17 protein-coding genes and 1 pseudogene are annotated in these 14,580 nt (G+C 68.4%); 7 read left to right on the plus strand and 11 right to left on the minus strand.

The annotated features are described in order from the left end of the window. The first annotated feature begins 161 nt into the window (after positions 1–161). Positions 162–878, plus strand: a complete 717-nt coding sequence (locus ACZ499_RS14910) for a TetR/AcrR family transcriptional regulator (RefSeq protein WP_468675134.1) — start codon at positions 162–164, stop codon at positions 876–878. A gap of 171 nt (positions 879–1,049) precedes the next feature. Here the strand turns inward: ACZ499_RS14910 and ACZ499_RS14915 are convergent, their stop codons facing one another. Together ACZ499_RS14915 and ACZ499_RS14920 are read right to left on the minus strand one after the other, a co-directional pair. Then, entirely contained in the window at positions 1,050–1,502 is a 453-nt protein-coding gene (locus tag ACZ499_RS14915; protein ID WP_468675135.1) for a YrhB domain-containing protein, read from the minus strand. After that, a pseudogene (locus ACZ499_RS14920) lies at positions 1,499–1,735 on the minus strand (dehydrogenase); the annotation flags it as partial. The pseudogene ACZ499_RS14920 and the gene ACZ499_RS14915, both read right to left, overlap by 4 nt. A 333-nt stretch (positions 1,736–2,068) precedes the next feature. Between ACZ499_RS14920 and ACZ499_RS14925 the strand changes: the two are divergent. Next, a complete protein-coding gene (locus ACZ499_RS14925; RefSeq protein WP_468675137.1) occupies positions 2,069–2,791 on the plus strand; it encodes a hypothetical protein in 723 nt (240 codons plus the stop codon). A gap of 385 nt (positions 2,792–3,176) precedes the next feature. Here ACZ499_RS14925 and ACZ499_RS14930 read toward each other — a convergent pair whose 3' ends face one another. From ACZ499_RS14930 to ACZ499_RS14950, 5 genes are all read right to left on the minus strand, one after another. After that, a complete protein-coding gene (locus ACZ499_RS14930; RefSeq protein ID WP_468675139.1) occupies positions 3,177–3,683 on the minus strand; it encodes a dihydrofolate reductase in 507 nt (168 codons plus the stop codon). Then, positions 3,680–4,477 (minus strand): thymidylate synthase, encoded by a 798-nt coding sequence (locus ACZ499_RS14935; RefSeq protein WP_468675141.1) that lies wholly within the window; start codon positions 4,475–4,477, stop codon positions 3,680–3,682. The genes ACZ499_RS14930 and ACZ499_RS14935 overlap by 4 nt, the downstream gene beginning before the upstream one ends. Before the next feature lie 597 nt (positions 4,478–5,074). Next, on the minus strand, positions 5,075–5,413 hold the full coding sequence (locus tag ACZ499_RS14940) for a helix-turn-helix domain-containing protein (RefSeq protein ID WP_468675143.1): 339 nt from the start codon (positions 5,411–5,413) through the stop codon (positions 5,075–5,077). Between the two features lie 706 nt (positions 5,414–6,119). Beyond that, the gene (locus tag ACZ499_RS14945; RefSeq protein WP_468675145.1) at positions 6,120–6,518 is read right to left on the minus strand and encodes an FAD-dependent monooxygenase; all 399 of its coding nucleotides are present in this window, start codon (positions 6,516–6,518) and stop codon (positions 6,120–6,122) included. A gap of 356 nt (positions 6,519–6,874) precedes the next feature. Then, positions 6,875–7,297: a MarR family winged helix-turn-helix transcriptional regulator gene (locus tag ACZ499_RS14950; RefSeq protein ID WP_468675147.1), complete on the minus strand. Its 423-nt coding sequence runs from the start codon at positions 7,295–7,297 to the stop codon at positions 6,875–6,877. A 163-nt stretch (positions 7,298–7,460) separates the two neighbouring features. Here ACZ499_RS14950 and eno point away from each other — a divergent pair, with 163 nt between their 5' ends. The 3 genes from eno (at position 7,461) to ACZ499_RS14965 (ending at position 9,455) form a co-directional block, all read left to right on the plus strand. Next, on the plus strand, positions 7,461–8,768 hold the full coding sequence (gene eno / locus ACZ499_RS14955; RefSeq protein ID WP_468675149.1) for a phosphopyruvate hydratase: 1,308 nt from the start codon (positions 7,461–7,463) through the stop codon (positions 8,766–8,768). Between the two features lie 173 nt (positions 8,769–8,941). Next, the gene (locus tag ACZ499_RS14960; protein WP_468675151.1) at positions 8,942–9,283 is read left to right on the plus strand and encodes a VOC family protein; all 342 of its coding nucleotides are present in this window, start codon (positions 8,942–8,944) and stop codon (positions 9,281–9,283) included. Continuing rightward, the gene (locus ACZ499_RS14965; protein ID WP_468675471.1) at positions 9,192–9,455 is read left to right on the plus strand and encodes a VOC family protein; all 264 of its coding nucleotides are present in this window, start codon (positions 9,192–9,194) and stop codon (positions 9,453–9,455) included. Before ACZ499_RS14960 ends, ACZ499_RS14965 begins: the two co-directional genes overlap by 92 nt. Positions 9,456–9,545: 90 nt before the next feature. Here ACZ499_RS14965 and ACZ499_RS14970 read toward each other — a convergent pair whose 3' ends face one another. Further along, a complete protein-coding gene (locus ACZ499_RS14970; RefSeq protein WP_468675152.1) occupies positions 9,546–10,262 on the minus strand; it encodes a TetR/AcrR family transcriptional regulator in 717 nt (238 codons plus the stop codon). A gap of 118 nt (positions 10,263–10,380) precedes the next feature. Between ACZ499_RS14970 and ACZ499_RS14975 the strand changes: the two genes are divergently transcribed. Together ACZ499_RS14975 and ACZ499_RS14980 are read left to right on the plus strand one after the other, a co-directional pair. Then, entirely contained in the window at positions 10,381–11,088 is a 708-nt protein-coding gene (locus tag ACZ499_RS14975; protein WP_468675153.1) for an NAD(P)-dependent oxidoreductase, read from the plus strand. 926 nt (positions 11,089–12,014) lie between these two features. Then, complete coding sequence (locus ACZ499_RS14980) at positions 12,015–12,539, plus strand: MepB family protein (protein WP_468675155.1); 525 nt, start codon at positions 12,015–12,017, stop codon at positions 12,537–12,539. 367 nt (positions 12,540–12,906) lie between these two features. Here ACZ499_RS14980 and ACZ499_RS14985 read toward each other — a convergent pair whose 3' ends face one another. From ACZ499_RS14985 to ACZ499_RS14995, 3 genes are all read right to left on the minus strand, one after another. Beyond that, the gene (locus ACZ499_RS14985) at positions 12,907–13,113 is read right to left on the minus strand and encodes a cold-shock protein (RefSeq protein WP_385534549.1); all 207 of its coding nucleotides are present in this window, start codon (positions 13,111–13,113) and stop codon (positions 12,907–12,909) included. Positions 13,114–13,379: 266 nt separating this feature from the next. Continuing rightward, positions 13,380–14,042, minus strand: a complete 663-nt coding sequence (locus ACZ499_RS14990; protein WP_468675157.1) for a DUF6766 family protein — start codon at positions 14,040–14,042, stop codon at positions 13,380–13,382. 111 nt (positions 14,043–14,153) lie between these two features. Then, a complete protein-coding gene (locus ACZ499_RS14995; RefSeq protein ID WP_468675159.1) occupies positions 14,154–14,546 on the minus strand; it encodes a hypothetical protein in 393 nt (130 codons plus the stop codon). Positions 14,547–14,580 lie beyond the last annotated feature (34 nt).

Consider the following 14,580-nt stretch of genomic DNA (forward strand, 5'->3'; position numbering starts at 1 on the left):
CGGCTTTCCGGCAGGTGGCACCCAGGACGGCGCGGCCACGGTGTCGGACATGCGTGATGGCATTGTTCCCTCCTCAATTCCGTACAGTGTACGAGAATAGAGGATGCTTGGATGGCCTTGGCAAGAGCCCACCGCAACAACCAGGGAAGGCGCGCGAGACCGTGCCCCATGACGCAGGACCCGGCGCCACTGGCGTGGACCCCGAACAGCTCTGGCTGCGTACCACCGAGCCGCGCAGGGGCCGTCGGCCCTCCTTCAGCCGTGAGGCGATCACGGCGACAGCCGTCACCCTCGCGGACGCGGAGGGACTCGAAGCAGTCACCATGCGGCGGGTCGCAGCCGAGGTCGGAGCCGGCGTCATGTCGCTCTACAGCTACGCCCCCGACAAAGAGACGCTGCTGGAACTGATGATCGACCACGTCAGTGGCGAACTCCCGACCACGAACCCACTCACCGGCGACTGGCGAGCCGACCTGAAGACCATCGCCCGCCTCCAACGCGATCACATGCTGCGACACCCCTGGCTACCCGCCGCCGTGGCCACCCGCCGCACTCCCGGTCCCAACACCCTGGCCTTCCTGGAACGCGCCCTCGCCGCCCTCAGGCCCACCGGACTGGACGGTGCGGCGAAGCTGGAGATCTTCGCCCAACTCACCGCCTTCGTGGCCGGTCATGTCAGCTATGAGATCGCGCAGGCCGCAACCACCCGGTCCCCCGACCGGGGTGCAGCCGAAGCCCGCTACCTCGCCGCGGTCGCCGCCGACGGCCACCACCCGGAACTCGCCGAAGCCCTCTCCGCCCCCGGGCACGCCCTCACCCCCGAAGCCACGTTCACCCGGTTCCTCAATCGCCTGATAGACGGCCTCGATACCGCCTGATCCCACTGCGCCTATCACCGCGACCGGCCTGCTGTACTCCAGAGGGAACGGGTGCCGGCATCCCCCAGACTCCGGCCGTGGCAAACCGAAGACACCGTCTCGTCGGCTCGGGCCGACCTACCGGACGTGGACCAGCGGCGTGGTCTCGGTCTCGACCCCTCAGCCAAGCCTCTACTGGACCGGACCAGCCAGTGGTTCGATGGGCAGAAACGGCCACCTCTTCTCTTGCCGGGTAGGGTTCGCCAGCTCTTCCGGTGGTTCGGCGCCGTCCCGAACGGTCGTGACGTAGGCCTTTGCCTCCTGCGGGCTCAGTCGCGGAGCCTGCTTGCGCAGGTGGCTCATCGCGGCCACGACCCCGGTGGAGTGCACGAGCGCGCGGACAGAGGAGGCCAGTGGATCGGGTGGTCTGATGCCCTTTGTCTGCAGAAGGTAGTGCTCCTCCCAGCCCTCGTCCAACCACCCGGCGGCGGGGACGTGATGGATGCTCCCGTCGTGCCGCTCCACCAGGTAATGGCTGCCGCCCATGAGGTTGTCACGCACGTCACGGGTGCGGGCGTACTCCGCCGTGTTCCAGAAGACGAGCCAGCCGACCGAGTATTCCTCCACGCAGTAGACGGCCACCATGGCACGACTCCTTTGTCGTCGAACAGCTGGCCGGTGGGGCCGTCGTCGGACAGAGTCGCCAACCCGATGGCGATCACCGCTCCCTGCTCAGGGGTCTGGGTACCGCTGAAACCATTGAAGTCGGTGGCCACGTAGCCGGGGCAGGCGTTATTGATCAAGATGTTGGTGCCGCTCAGCTCCTTGGCGTACTGAATGGTGACCGCGTTGAGGTAGGTCTTCGTCGGGGCGCATGCGCGGGTGCGCCTCAGCGCCCAGGCGCTCAACCACGCTCTGGACACGCCCGTCGGCTGCAGGATGCTCGTTCGGACAATCCTTCACGACCAGGACCAGGACCTCGGTACCGATGTCTTGAGCATCGCCCCTCACACCGTACGCCCGTACGGGCCGACCTCCCTGAGCAGGCCAGTACCCAGGGTGAGGTCGCCTCAAGCGGTGCGGCTGCGGTATCACTATGGAGGGTTTCCCTGCGGCATGGCGACGGCTTGTCGTCGACGTCGCTTCGACCGCAGCGTTCGTCCGCTCCGGTCGGATCAGAACCCGGAGCGTCAGCACAGTGGGAGGTCGTCATGTCTGAGTACCAGCACTACCAATTCCTCGCTGCTGACAAGCCCTTGACGGACGAGCAGGTCGCCTCGATCCGCAAACTGACTACCCGCGCCACCCTTACCCGCACCACGTTTGTGAACAGCTACCAGTGGGGTGACTTCAAGGGCAGCTGCGACCAACTCATGGAGAGGTACTACGACGCTCACCTCTACTTCGCGAACTGGGGCCATCGCAAGGTCATTCTGCGATGGCCCGCCCATCAGCTCCCGTTGCACGTTGCTGAGCGGTATTGCACCGGCCCCTCGGCCAACGCCCGCCAGCACGGCGGCCATGTGCTCATCACGCTGGTCTCCGATGACGAGAACGGGGAGCTCGACGACTTCAACGAGCTCTTCGACTTCGAAGGCTACGGCTACGACTCCGACCCGGAAGAGGAGTGGCTGCCTTCCATCGCCCAAGCGCGCTCCTCTGTCGCGGCCGGGGACATGCGCCTGCTCTACCTGGCCTGGCTGCTCTGCCTCAGCAACGGCGACCTCCACGACGACGACATCGAGCCACCGCTTCCTTCCGGCCTCGCCGCCCTGCCCGATTCCCTCACGGACCTGGCCGCGTTCCTGCGCATCGGACCCAATCTGATCAACGCAGCAGCCGCCCCTCTCCCCCACGCCGGCGCCGCACCCGTCGAGCCCGGCCGCACCGTGGCCCGGCTACGCGCCGCCATGGCCACTTCGACGACCCAGTGAGCACTTTCTGTGGCTGCTCCGGGGAGCCCTCGGGGACGACGTGGAAGACCTGGCAGTGGACGCATCGCCGTGGTTGCGACCGGATGATGCCGTGACCTGCCTGGACCCGTTCCTGCTGCCCCGTATGGCCGGAGCCAGCTCGAGCACCGGATGATCCCGGCCTGGCCCTACTCGGTCGCGGCCGCGCTGGAGACCGGCCCCGCCGTCGGGACCGCCTGCAGGCCGCTGACCAGCGCGGATGATGTCTGCCTCGGGGCGGCACGCAGGCGCCCACCGCGGCTTCCAGCCAGTGGTGGCGGGTGGGCAACTGCACGCCGCAACCCATGACCAGCGCGTTTGAGGTCCAGAGCTGCACCGTAGGTGATCAGGGAAGTGGGGCTGTTCCTCACTGGGTATACATGCGAATGCGGTAGCGCAGCCCTGACGCCGAGGACTGCCAGCCCGTGTCCTCGGCGACCTTCCACTCCGGGCCGGGTGTCGGGGCGTAGGCGTCGCCGTCCACCGCCACGTCGACTTCCGTCACCGAGAGCCTCGTGGCGTATCCCAGGGCGGCACGGTAAATCTCCCCGCCGCCGATCACCCATGTCTCAGCGGGGACGGCTGCCGACTCCAAAGGCTCGGCGGCGAGCTCCAGCGCCTCGACGATGGACCCGGCGCGCTCGGCCCCTTCGGTCGCCCACCGCGGATCACGTGTGACCACGATGTTCCGCCTCCCGGACAGCGGGCGGAACCGCACGGGCAGCGAATCCCAGGTCTTGCGCCCCATCACCACCGGATGGCCGAGGGTGGTCGCCTTGAAGTGCGCCATGTCCTCGGGCAGACGCCACGGAATCGCGTTGCCCGCGCCGATGACGCCCGCGGGGGTCTGCGCCCAGATCAGCCCGACGTTCACACCGCCACCGGAGCCTTGATGGCCGGGTGGTGCCGATAGTCGAGCACCTCCACATCGGAGTAGGCGTAGTCGAACAGCGAGTCGGCCTTACCCAGACGCAGCTGAGGGAACTCGAACGGGGTACGCGAGAGCTGCTCGCGCACCTGCTCGACGTGGTTGTCATAGATGTGGCAATCGCCGCCGGTCCAGATGAAGTCGCCCGGCTCAAGGCCAACCTGCTGCGCCACCATGTGCGTGAGCAGCGCGTAGCTGGCGATGTTGAACGGGACGCCGAGGAACAGGTCCGCGCTGCGCTGGTACAGCTGGCAGGAGAGTTTGCCGTCGGCGACGTAGAACTGGAAGAAGGCGTGACACGGCGCCAGCGCCATCTTGTTCAGCTCGCTGACGTTCCAGGCGGAGACGATCATCCGGCGGGAGTCCGGGTCCCGGCGCAGCGTGTCGAGAACTTCGCTGATCTGGTCGATGTGCCCGCCGTCCGGGGTGGGCCAGGAGCGCCATTGTGCCCCGTAGACCGGACCGAGGTCGCCGTTGCTGTCGGCCCACTCGTCCCAGATGGTGACGCCGTGCTCCTGAAGCCAGCCGACGTTCGAGTCGCCGCGCAGGAACCACAGGAGCTCGTACACGATGGACCTGAGGTGCACCTTCTTCGTGGTGACCAGCGGGAACCCCTGCGAGAGGTCATAGCGCAGCTGGTGCCCGAAGACACTTCGGGTACCGGTGCCCGTCCGGTCGGCTTTGGCTGTCCCGGAGGTGAGCACCAGCCGCAACAGGTCTTCGTATTGGGTATCGGCCATAACCGTCGATTCTACTGGCGCCGAGAAGGCGGACTCGACGGCCACGTCTCCGCCGTATGCCCTGGGCAGCAGTGCCGTGGAGCGGAGCCGCAGCCCGATACATGGGGCGAGCGCCGGGTGCGCTCGGAGATCCGTGTGGGAGGTGCCCGGGCGCGTCGGCGCGATCGGCGCTCCTGTCGTCGGCGACGCAGTCCTGATGTGTGCGATCAGTCCCAGGTAGCCAGCCGTCCCGTACGCGCTCTCGCCCCGTCGGAGGGCCCCGGGGGGACCCCGGACCGCATCCGTCCGGCGGCCCACCGCCCCCAGCGGGCGTCAGGCACAGATGCCGCTGGCCCGGCCCGCGACCACCTGGCTCTCCGCCCACGACCGTTCATTCACCGGTGCTCGAAGCGTGGTCCGGCCCAGGCCCTTCAGGTGTGCCGGTTCCCGAACCTCCTGCAAGGCGTCGACCAGTGCGAGCCGGTCCGCTGCGATGAGGCCGGAGTCCCAGGTCTCCGTGGTGTCGCCGGTGCCCGCGACGGCGATGAGTTCGCGGACGCGGCGCCGGGACGGGGCCCGCCGCGACGCGTGTTTCGGGGCCCGCCGCTACCAGCCGTCTCAGGCCGTGTTCGTGGGGTTGGCCGGTTGGGTGGTGCGGCGGTGTTCGGCGTTGATGCGCTGGGCTTCTTGGAGTTGGTCTTCGAGGATGATGATGCGGCAGGCGGCTTCGATGGGTGTGCCCTGGTCGACGAGTTCGCGGGCGCGGGCGGCGATGCGGAGCTGGTAGCGGGAGTAGCGGCGGTGTCCGCCCTCCGAGCGCAGTGGGGTGATGAGGCGGGCGTCTCCGATGGCGCGGAGGAAGCCCTGGGTGGTGCCGAGTATTTCGGCGGCCCGGCCCATGGTGTAGGCGGGGTAGTCGTCGTCGTCGAGACGGCCGTAGGAGTCGTCTGCTGTCATCTGCACCTCTCTGTGGTCACTGGGGTCTCTGTGGAACGCGTTGAGGGGCCCTGGTGCCATATGGCACCAGGGCCCCGAAGGAACTGCTACACCATCTGCCGGCCCTGATACTGCGCCGGCTTCCTGTTTCCGCAGACCCGACGGAAATACTCCCGGGGCTGCGGGGATCGCGGTTGCTTGACCGGAGACCACCTCACTATCGATGTCCTGCGGTACCCGGGCTCAAGGCTTCCGCCCGGGCGATCCTGATGGCGGTCGGCTCCTCCGTTCTTCCCTCTGAACAATCACTTACCAAACGGGGTACTGCGAACTGCCTACTGCTTGCACTGCTGATACCGCTTACTGCACTTACCGGTACTGCCACTGCGGTACTGCTCACGGCGGCCCCTGATCACTGCGGGCCACCCGGTCCGGTCGTCAGCCGCGTCGCCGTCCTGCAACAACCCTGGCTTCGCGACTCCACCACCGCACCGTCCTGCAACTGCACCTGCGGGTACTGCTCCCGGGCAGTTCGTCTCTGCCGGGCCCTGCTTGTCTCTCTGGCTACGAGAGAAACCATAACCACGCCACCGGCGAATGTCTACTCCGGCCAACATAGATTTCCGCACGTTCGAGAACGAGGTAATCAACCTCGAACAGTGACGCAGGCGGGGCGCAAGGACCGTCATGTGCGCGCTCCGTTTGGGCGCCGCCGTTTGGGCGGGGCTCAACCGATGCGAGCCGCGCCGAGGTCGTCGCCGGGCGGCTGCCGGCTGAGGATCGGGGTGAGCCCGTTGAGCAGGGTCGAGCTGGGAGCTGGGCGAAGCATCAGATCGCGCAAGGTGGTGGCGGGTGCTGAGTGCCCTTGCGCGGCGATGCCGATCCGGTGGGAGCGGCGGGCGATCAGCTGAGTGCGGGGGCGTCGGTGCCGGTCGTAGGCGGACAGTGCGGACTCCACATCGGGGTATGCGTCCAGCAGCGCGGCCAGCGTGACCGCGTCCTCCAACGCCTGGTTGGCCCCCTGGCCCAGGTTCGGCGTCATGGCGTGCGCGGCGTCGCCGAGCAGCGCGGCGCGCCCGGTGACGCAACCGGCCAGCGACGGCAACGCATAAATGTCGTGGCGCATCACCTCACCGCGTTCTCGTCGGCGGCCGCCAGCAATTGGGGAATCGGGTCATGCCAGCGTCCGAAGCGCCGACGCATCTCGGCCACTGCCGGGGCTGCGCGGCCCAAGGCGCCCACTACGCGGGCCGTACGTGCTGACGGCGAGCGGAACCGCCGAGCCGTCTTCTGCAGCAAGCAGCCGATTGCCGCGCTGACGTCAGACCGACGCGCTGACGAGCGGCTCAAGTTCACCAACGCGCTGCTGTACGCACTCGGTCCGGCATGCTCCGGGCGCGGAAGACGCGGCAGGTGCTCCGCGGGCCCTCGTCGCCTTGGACCCGCGCCCGGGCGCTGTCCGGAACCGCGCCGCGTATCTCGCTAGTGTGATGCGAGCCGCTCCAGCAGGTCGGCGCTTCCTGCCAGCAACGCCCGCTCCTCATCCGTGAGTTCGGCCTCGATGGCCTGCGCGAGCCAACCGGCCCTGCGACCGCGCTCCGCTTCGAGCGCGGCCCGGCCCGCGTCCGAGAGCTCGACCAGCGACTTGCGGCCGTCCGTGGGGTGCGCCCGGCGCGTGATCAGGTTCTGTTCCATGAGCAGCCCCACCGCCCGGGCCATCGACTGGGGGCGTACGCGCTGATCGGCGGCGAGGTCGCTGGTGGTCATGGCGCCGTTGCGGTCGAGTGCACCGAGCACGGCGGCCTGGCCCAGCGGGATGCGGTCCTCGTGTTTGACGCGTCGGGTGAGCTTGCCCATCGCGGTGCGCAGTTCGGCGGCGATGGCGGCGGCTTCCGAGGTGGGCATAGGGCACTTTACCCCGTTGGTCAGCAAAGCTGTGCACCTGACGTGCACAGCAATGCTGTACAGCAAAACTGAGCAGCATTGCTGTAGGGTTTGCCGTTGTCGGGCTCAGCGTCAGCGTTGTCGCAGCCGGGGCCACGGCACACGACAACGGGAAGGACCTCCCATGTCCGCAAAGGCAGTCGGAACCGTCGACGCCACCATCGAGACCGTCACCGCCCGCCGGATCATCGACAGCCGGGGCAACCCCACGGTCGAGGTCGACGTCGTCCTGGCGGACGGGTCCCTGGGGCGCGCGGCTGTCCCCTCCGGCGCCTCCACCGGCGCCCGGGAGGCCGTGGAACTGCGCGACGGAGACTCCGCCCGCTGGCACGGCAAGGGCGTCGACCGCGCGGTGGCCCACGTCAACGGGGAGATCGCGGCGTCCGTGCGCGGCCGGGACGCGGCGGACCAGGCGGGTCTCGACGCCGCGCTGGTCACCCTCGACGGCACCGCCACGAAGTCTCGGCTCGGCGCCAACGCGATCCTCGGCGTCTCCCTCGCCACCGCCAAGGCCGCCGCGGCGGCCCACCTCCAGCCCCTCTACCGCTACCTCGGCGGCGCCGACGCCCACCTCCTGCCGCTGCCGATGATGAACATCGTCAACGGCGGCGCCCACGCCGACAATCCGCTGGATTTCCAGGAGTTCATGATCGCGCCCGTGGGTGCGGACACCTTCGCCGAAGCCGTCCGCATGGGCAGCGAGGTCTTCCACACCCTGCGCCGCGATCTGCTGGCCGCCGGGCACTCCACGGGCGTCGGCGACGAGGGTGGCTTCGCGCCCGCGCTGCGTACCGCTGAGGAGGCGCTCGACTTCGTGATGACCGCCATCGAGCGCACCGGCTACCGCCCCGGCACGGACATCGGCCTGATCATGGACCCGGCGTCGTCGGAGTTCTTCCGCGACGGGGTGTACGACTACGCGGGCGAGGGAGTGCGCCGCACCCCCTCCGAGAACGCCGACTACCTGGCCAAGCTCATCGACGCCTACCCGGTCGTCTCCATCGAGGATCCGATGGCGGAGAACGACCTGGACGGCTGGCGCGAGCTGACCGCCCGCGTCGGCGACCGCTGTCAGCTCACCGGCGACGACGTGTTCTGCACCAACGAGACGCTGCTGCGCGAGGGCATCCGCACCGGTGTCGGCAACTCGGTCCTGGTCAAGGTCAATCAGATCGGGACCCTGACCGAGGCGCTGGCCGCGGTGGCCACGGCCCACCAGGCGGGCTGGACGGCTGTCATGTCGCACCGCTCGGGCGAGACCGAGGACACCACCATCGCGGATCTGGCGGTGGCGACCGGCTGCGGTCAGATCAAGACCGGCTCGCTCTCCCGCTCCGACCGCACGGCGAAGTACAACCAACTGATCCGTATCGAAGAGGAGTTGGGCGACTCGGCGCGCTTCGCGGGCCGCTCCGCACTGCGTCGGGCGTGAACAGCGGGCAGAGGTAGAGACCACACGGGCCCCCCGATCACGGCCGGGGGGCCCGCTCGCGTGCCGGGGAGACAAATCTTCCTGGGCTGTTCACCCCCGTGTGACCTGCTCCTCCTGGCTCGACCGCATCGAGGCCCCGCTCACCGCGACCGGCCGTGTGGCAGGCTCCACGTATGACGTTCAAAGGTGAACTGGAGACCGTGCCCGGCGGCTACTCGCGGATCGACCCGTGGGTGATATCGAAGGACACCGACGCGGAGATCGAGTTCCTTGGCCAGGTGTTCGGGGCCCGGGAGCGCGGTTCCCGCATCCTCAATGAGGACGGGACGGTCGCCCACGCCGAGGTGGAAGTCGCGGGCGCGGTGGTCATGATGTTCGACCGGCAGACTGGTTGGTTGGCCGAGCCTGCCGTCCCATCTCAGGATCTACGTCGAGGACGCCCGCAAGACGGTCGAGCGGGCCCTCGTCTGTGGGGCACGGCTGGTGACGCGGCCGACCGAGCTGGCCTTCGGTGAAATGGCCGCGCGGATCCGCGATCCCCAGGGCCACCTGTGGTGGATCTTCCAGCGGTTGGAAGAGGTCTCCGCCGAGGAGATGGGCAAGCGCTTCGCCGAGCCTTCCTACAAGGAGGCCATGGCATACGTACAGAGGTCACTCGCGGAGGAGCTGGGAAGCGGAACTCCGTAACCGGGAATCGAGCGCGGCCCTCGCGACCGCCGGTGGGCCGTTCCCGGCGTACGAGGGGACAGCTCGTGCCGGCCGTCGGCGCTCGGGTGTTCAGCGTCCGCGCGGGATACCCAGCACCTTGATGAGCTGGTCGAGTTCCTCCAGGAACAGCTTCTGCGGGCTGGTGGTCTGGGTGCGCAGGTGGCCGTAGACCTCCAGCGACACGAGGCCGTGCAGGTGGCCCCATATGCGCAGAGCGAGGGCGACGGCTGCGGGCGGCAGGTCGGGGAAGACCGGGCGTACCTTGTCGAGGAGCCCGGGGTCGAAGTCGGGCCAGCCGAAGGTGCTGTCCTTGTAGAGGTGCTGGGCATGGGGCCATGCGGCTGCCGCGAGTGCGGTGAGTCCGGTGCAGACCCGGCGTGCGGCGTCGGGGGCGGGGCCTCCGGCGGGAGCCTGGTAGCCGGGTACGGGGTCGCCGTAGATGAGGCGGAAACCCTGCGGGTTCACCAGGGCCCAGGTGCGGAAGGCGTTGGCCCACGCCTCGATCCCGGCGGCGGGATCGGTGGCGGGGGCGGCTTCCCAGGCGGCGTCCACGGCGTCGGCCAGGGCGGTGTACACGTCGTTGATGAGCGTGGTGACCAGGTCGTCCCGGGCCGGGAAGTAACCGTAGATGGCGTTGGCGGTCATGCCCATCTCGCGGGCGATGGCCCGCAGCGTGATGGCGTCCGGCCCGCCCGAGGCCATCAGCGCCAGGGCCACCTTCTTGATTTCGGCTGTGGTCTCGGCGCGCAGTCGCTCACGCCGTCCCTTGCTTCCCGTAACTGTCACGACGGCACTCTACAGCGTCACTGTACTGAGTGCCGTGGTGATACTTCACAGCGTATAGTTTCTGCACGGCGTCACCTCATCGGGTGGCGTTCCACATCCGCATGCACAGGGGAGAACCATGCACATCGGAGTCATCGGAGCCACGGGCACCATCGGCAGCCGGGTCGTCACCGAAGCCCTCGAACGCGGCCACCACGTCAGGGCGTTCAGCCGTGACGCCGCTCAGGCGCAGCGTGAGGAGCGCCGGGACAATCTCACGTGGGCGAGCGTCGATGTCCTGGACCCGCAGGGCATCGCCGGCGTCCTGCCCGGCCTCGACGTCCTGATCAGCGCGTTCCAACCCGGCAACGCCGCCAGGGACTTCGCGGAGACCGTGCGGCGTTCGATCGCCGACCCGACCGTCTACGCGACGGCGGCGCGGGCCCTGCTGAAGGGGTTGGAGAGCCACCCGCGGACCCGGCTCGTCGTGATCGGGGGTGCCGGCAGCCTGGAGATCGCGCCGGGCGTGGTCCGCGCCGACTCCGACGAAATGCTGCACACCAGCCTCGACCAGCTCGGGCTGCCCCGCGAGTACGCCGCAGCGGTACGCGGCCACCGGGACGCCCTTGACGTCCTGCGGCTCTCGAACCGGCTGTGGACCTACTTCAGCCCTGCGGAGGAGATCGCCCCCGGCGAGCGCACCGGACGGTTCAGGGTGGGCGGTGACCAGCCTGTTCTGGATGCCGAGGGGCGCAGCCGCATCTCGGTGGAGGACGCGGCCGTGGCCTTGATCGACGAGGCGGAGCTGCCCCGCTTCGTCCAGCGCCGCTTCACCATCGGCTACTGACATCCCGCAGCCGGACTGCCCGGCAGGTCGCCGTCCGCGAAGTCTGGTGACGGGTTGTCAAGTGGCGCTGGGTGGTGTTACTTCCACGAGGCGGACGACGGGGAAGCACCAGCGGAGCCATAGGACGGATTCGATGTCCCAGTAGGGAGGGTCAGTCCGTCCTTGACGGCGGACCTGAAGCCCTGGGTCGCAAGGATCGCGCGGAGGGTGACAGGCACCGGCGTAGTCCCGGGCGACCTTGTTCCAGTCGGGGAAGACGGCGCCGCCGAGCGCGCGTGGGTACCGCCCGACGAAGGCTGCCCGGTCAAGGCTCCGGCTGGCTCGCCGGGCAGCCTGTCGGTGACAGGTAGGGGCTGGAGCACGGCCCTGGGTCCACTGGGCAGTCTTCGGGAGACATCACGCGTTCGCACCACGTGCAGACCAGTTCAGCCCTGGCGCCGAGGGCATTGAGGCACCTCGCTGCCTCTGCTGCCGTCCGAACCAGGTCTCCTGTACGACCGTGGTCGGGGCGGCTTCGATCAATTGCGTACTCCGCCAGGCGCTGAGTCCTGTCACGGATCGAACCGCCTTGACCACGTTCAGCCCTTGGGCCCCGCCCTCGGCCAACAACACGCAGAACTCTGGCTCCTCCACCATTGCCTCCAAAAGTGAAACCGGACTCACGGCCGCAAGGACGGGCGATACGAGATCTTCCTGCACACCGTTGAGAATGTGGGCCACGGGCCACGTGGCCTTCGCGGCTCTGGTCGAGCCGTCCAGTACGGGTTGATTTTGCACATGTCAGGTCGGGGCTGCGTGCGATCTTGTATCGGTCGGCGTGATTCTGCGTCGAGGGGTGGTCTGGAAGACGGGGGCGCGTTTGTCGAAGCGTATGACCACGCCCCCGTTGGTCTTCAGCTCGCCGGCCAGCCTGGCAGGATGAGCGCATGGTGACGAATCAACCGTGGGCGGGGCTTACCGGTGATCTGCTGGCGGCGAAGGCGCTGGTGTACGACCCGAGCGGTTTTTCCTGTTCACTTCCGGTGCCGGAACCGGAGAGCGCCGAGTACGCGGCTCATGCCTTCACGCTCGATGGCCTCTCGCTCCGGTTCCGCGTGGCCAAGACCACCCCGACGAAGGTGGGCCAGTTCGTCACCGTGTGGCAGCGGTCCGAGCAGGGGCCGATCCGGCCCTTCGACGCCGCCGACGGGGTGGACCTCTTCGTCATCAGCAGCCGCGATGACGACGGCTTCGGACAGTTCGTCTTCCCGCGCGAGGTGCTGAGCGAGCGCGGCGTCGTCTCCCGTAACGGCTCCGGCGGGAAGCGGGGGTTCCGCGTCTATCCGCCCTGGGTGACCACGACCAACCGCCAGGCCGGCAGCACGCAGGCATGGCAGGGGAACTACTTTCTCCACCTCGGCAAGGACGAGCCTGTCGACCTGGCCCGTGCCCACGCCCTATACCACCCGTAGGGCCCCACTACCGGGCGAAATGGGTCGCGCAGGAGTGCCAGGCAAGCCCAAGCCCTGTGCACTCCGTGGCAGTGGCCGGCAAGGGACCCAGAGCACACTCAGGCCAGTGAGTTCGCCTGCGGCGCCCCGTCGGGCCGGCTGGGCACCGCTGGCGAGTGCGGCCGTGCCGTCGCGGCCCCCACCTCGTCACCCCCGAAGGGCGCGAGGACGCCCACGCCCCAGTCCCGGCCAGGGAAAAGTTCGTCGGCGTCCGGCCCTGCCGAAGGCGCGCCACCAAGCGGCCGGACGGCTCTCCAGGGAAGTGGCCGATGCGGGAACCAGCGTCAGCGAACCCCTGGACCTCCTGGTCAGAGGTTCGCGTCAGCGTTCACCTCTCGACGACGACGTTCTCCGCCTGGGGACCCTTGGGTCCCTGAGTGACGTCGTACGTGACGCGGTCCTCCTCCTGCAACTCCTTGTACCCGCTGCTCTGGATGGCGGAGAAGTGGACGAACACGTCCGGGCCGCCGTCGTCCTGCTGGATGAAGCCGAAGCCCTTGTCCGCGTTGAACCACTTCACTTTGCCTGTTGCCATGCTGGTCTCCTCCAAAGGTTCCGGGCGCCGTAGGCGCGCATGCGGAACCACCTCCGAACAGTGCTCATGACGGACGGTACGGGTTCTCCGCGCGGACGGGACGGGGAAACCTCCCACCGATCAGCCATGGTTCACTCGCGCAGGCGAACGCGACGGGTGTTCGGGGATGTGTGCGCGACGTCGCCACAGGATGCCGACCGGGCTGCTCATGAAGGTTTCACTTCACTCATGGCCAGAGGCTGCGCATCGCCCACGGGCGTCAGCGTTCAGCCTTCCACTCCGGTGGATGTGTGCGGGGCACCGACAGGCTTGGATTCCGGAGATCCGCGCTGGCGCAGGTATACGGAGAGGATGGCCATGGCAGCCACGGCCAGGAGTTCGGACTGCCAGTTCTGCAGGGAGCGGTTCCAGAAGTCGGCGGATCCCAGGTAGGCGCCCCAGGAGATGGGGGGCTGGAGTTGGCGCAGTTGCTGCTCGTTGTGGGCCGCCGTACCGGCGATGGACTGTGCGAGCCAGGACAGGAGGAACAACAGGGCCATCACGCACCCCAGGGAGCGTGAGTACAGATTCTGCCGCCAGTCCTTCGTGCCGGCCCAGCGCGGTGAGTCGGCTTCGGCGTGGTCCCCGATGCGCTGGTCCTGGTCGCTTTCCGGTCCTGCCTTGTGGAGCATTTTGGACTCGGGTGAGCCGCGTTGAAGAAGCCAGACCGTGCCGAAGATGTAGAGGAAGAACTGCAGGAACTCCGACTGCCAGTTCTCGGTGACGTCGACGGCGAAATCCGATGACATCAGGTACTCACCGATGGTCAGCTGCTGCAGCCCATCGGCTGCGAGGTCTTCGTTGAAGCCGGCATGCCCGGCGAACGCCTGGCCGGCCAGAACGACCAGGAACCCGCCCCCGAAAGCGAGGGTGAGGCTGTTGTCCCGCAAGAATCCGCCCCTGCGGCGCCCGCCGTTCACCGGTCCAGAGCTCCGATCGTGATGAAGTAGGCCAGCCCGCCCAGGATCGTCAGCAAGCAGGCAGTGAACAGGAAGCGCACGTCAGCCGCCCTTCAGCGAGCACCGATAGGGCTTGTCGCCCTGTGGGGTGCAGCCCGCGGTGACCACTTTCCAGCCGTCCTTGAACTGCGACAGGAACAGTGTGTCCTTCCGCAGACGCAGCAGCGCCTGGCGCCCGTATACCTGCGTTCCGCGCACCTCACCGGCCGCCGCCAGGTCCTCCCCACGCAGCGCTGCATCGCACGGCTGGTGCTGGTCCTCTTCGAGCTGCTGCCGGGTCTCCGGCGCCAGCAGGCCGCATGCCCGTGGGTAGTTGGCGTCGGCAATGGCCTGCTCGAAGGCCCGTCCGGCCTGCCGGGCACCTTCCAACCGGGCCGCGGGCACACCGCACCCGCACAGCACCACCGCGACGGCTCCCGTCACCATCACCGCCATGCCACGGTGTCTCGCGCCGCGCCGGGGTCGGTAC

The sequence above is a fragment of the Streptomyces sp. NPDC031265 genome (assembly GCF_055570295.1).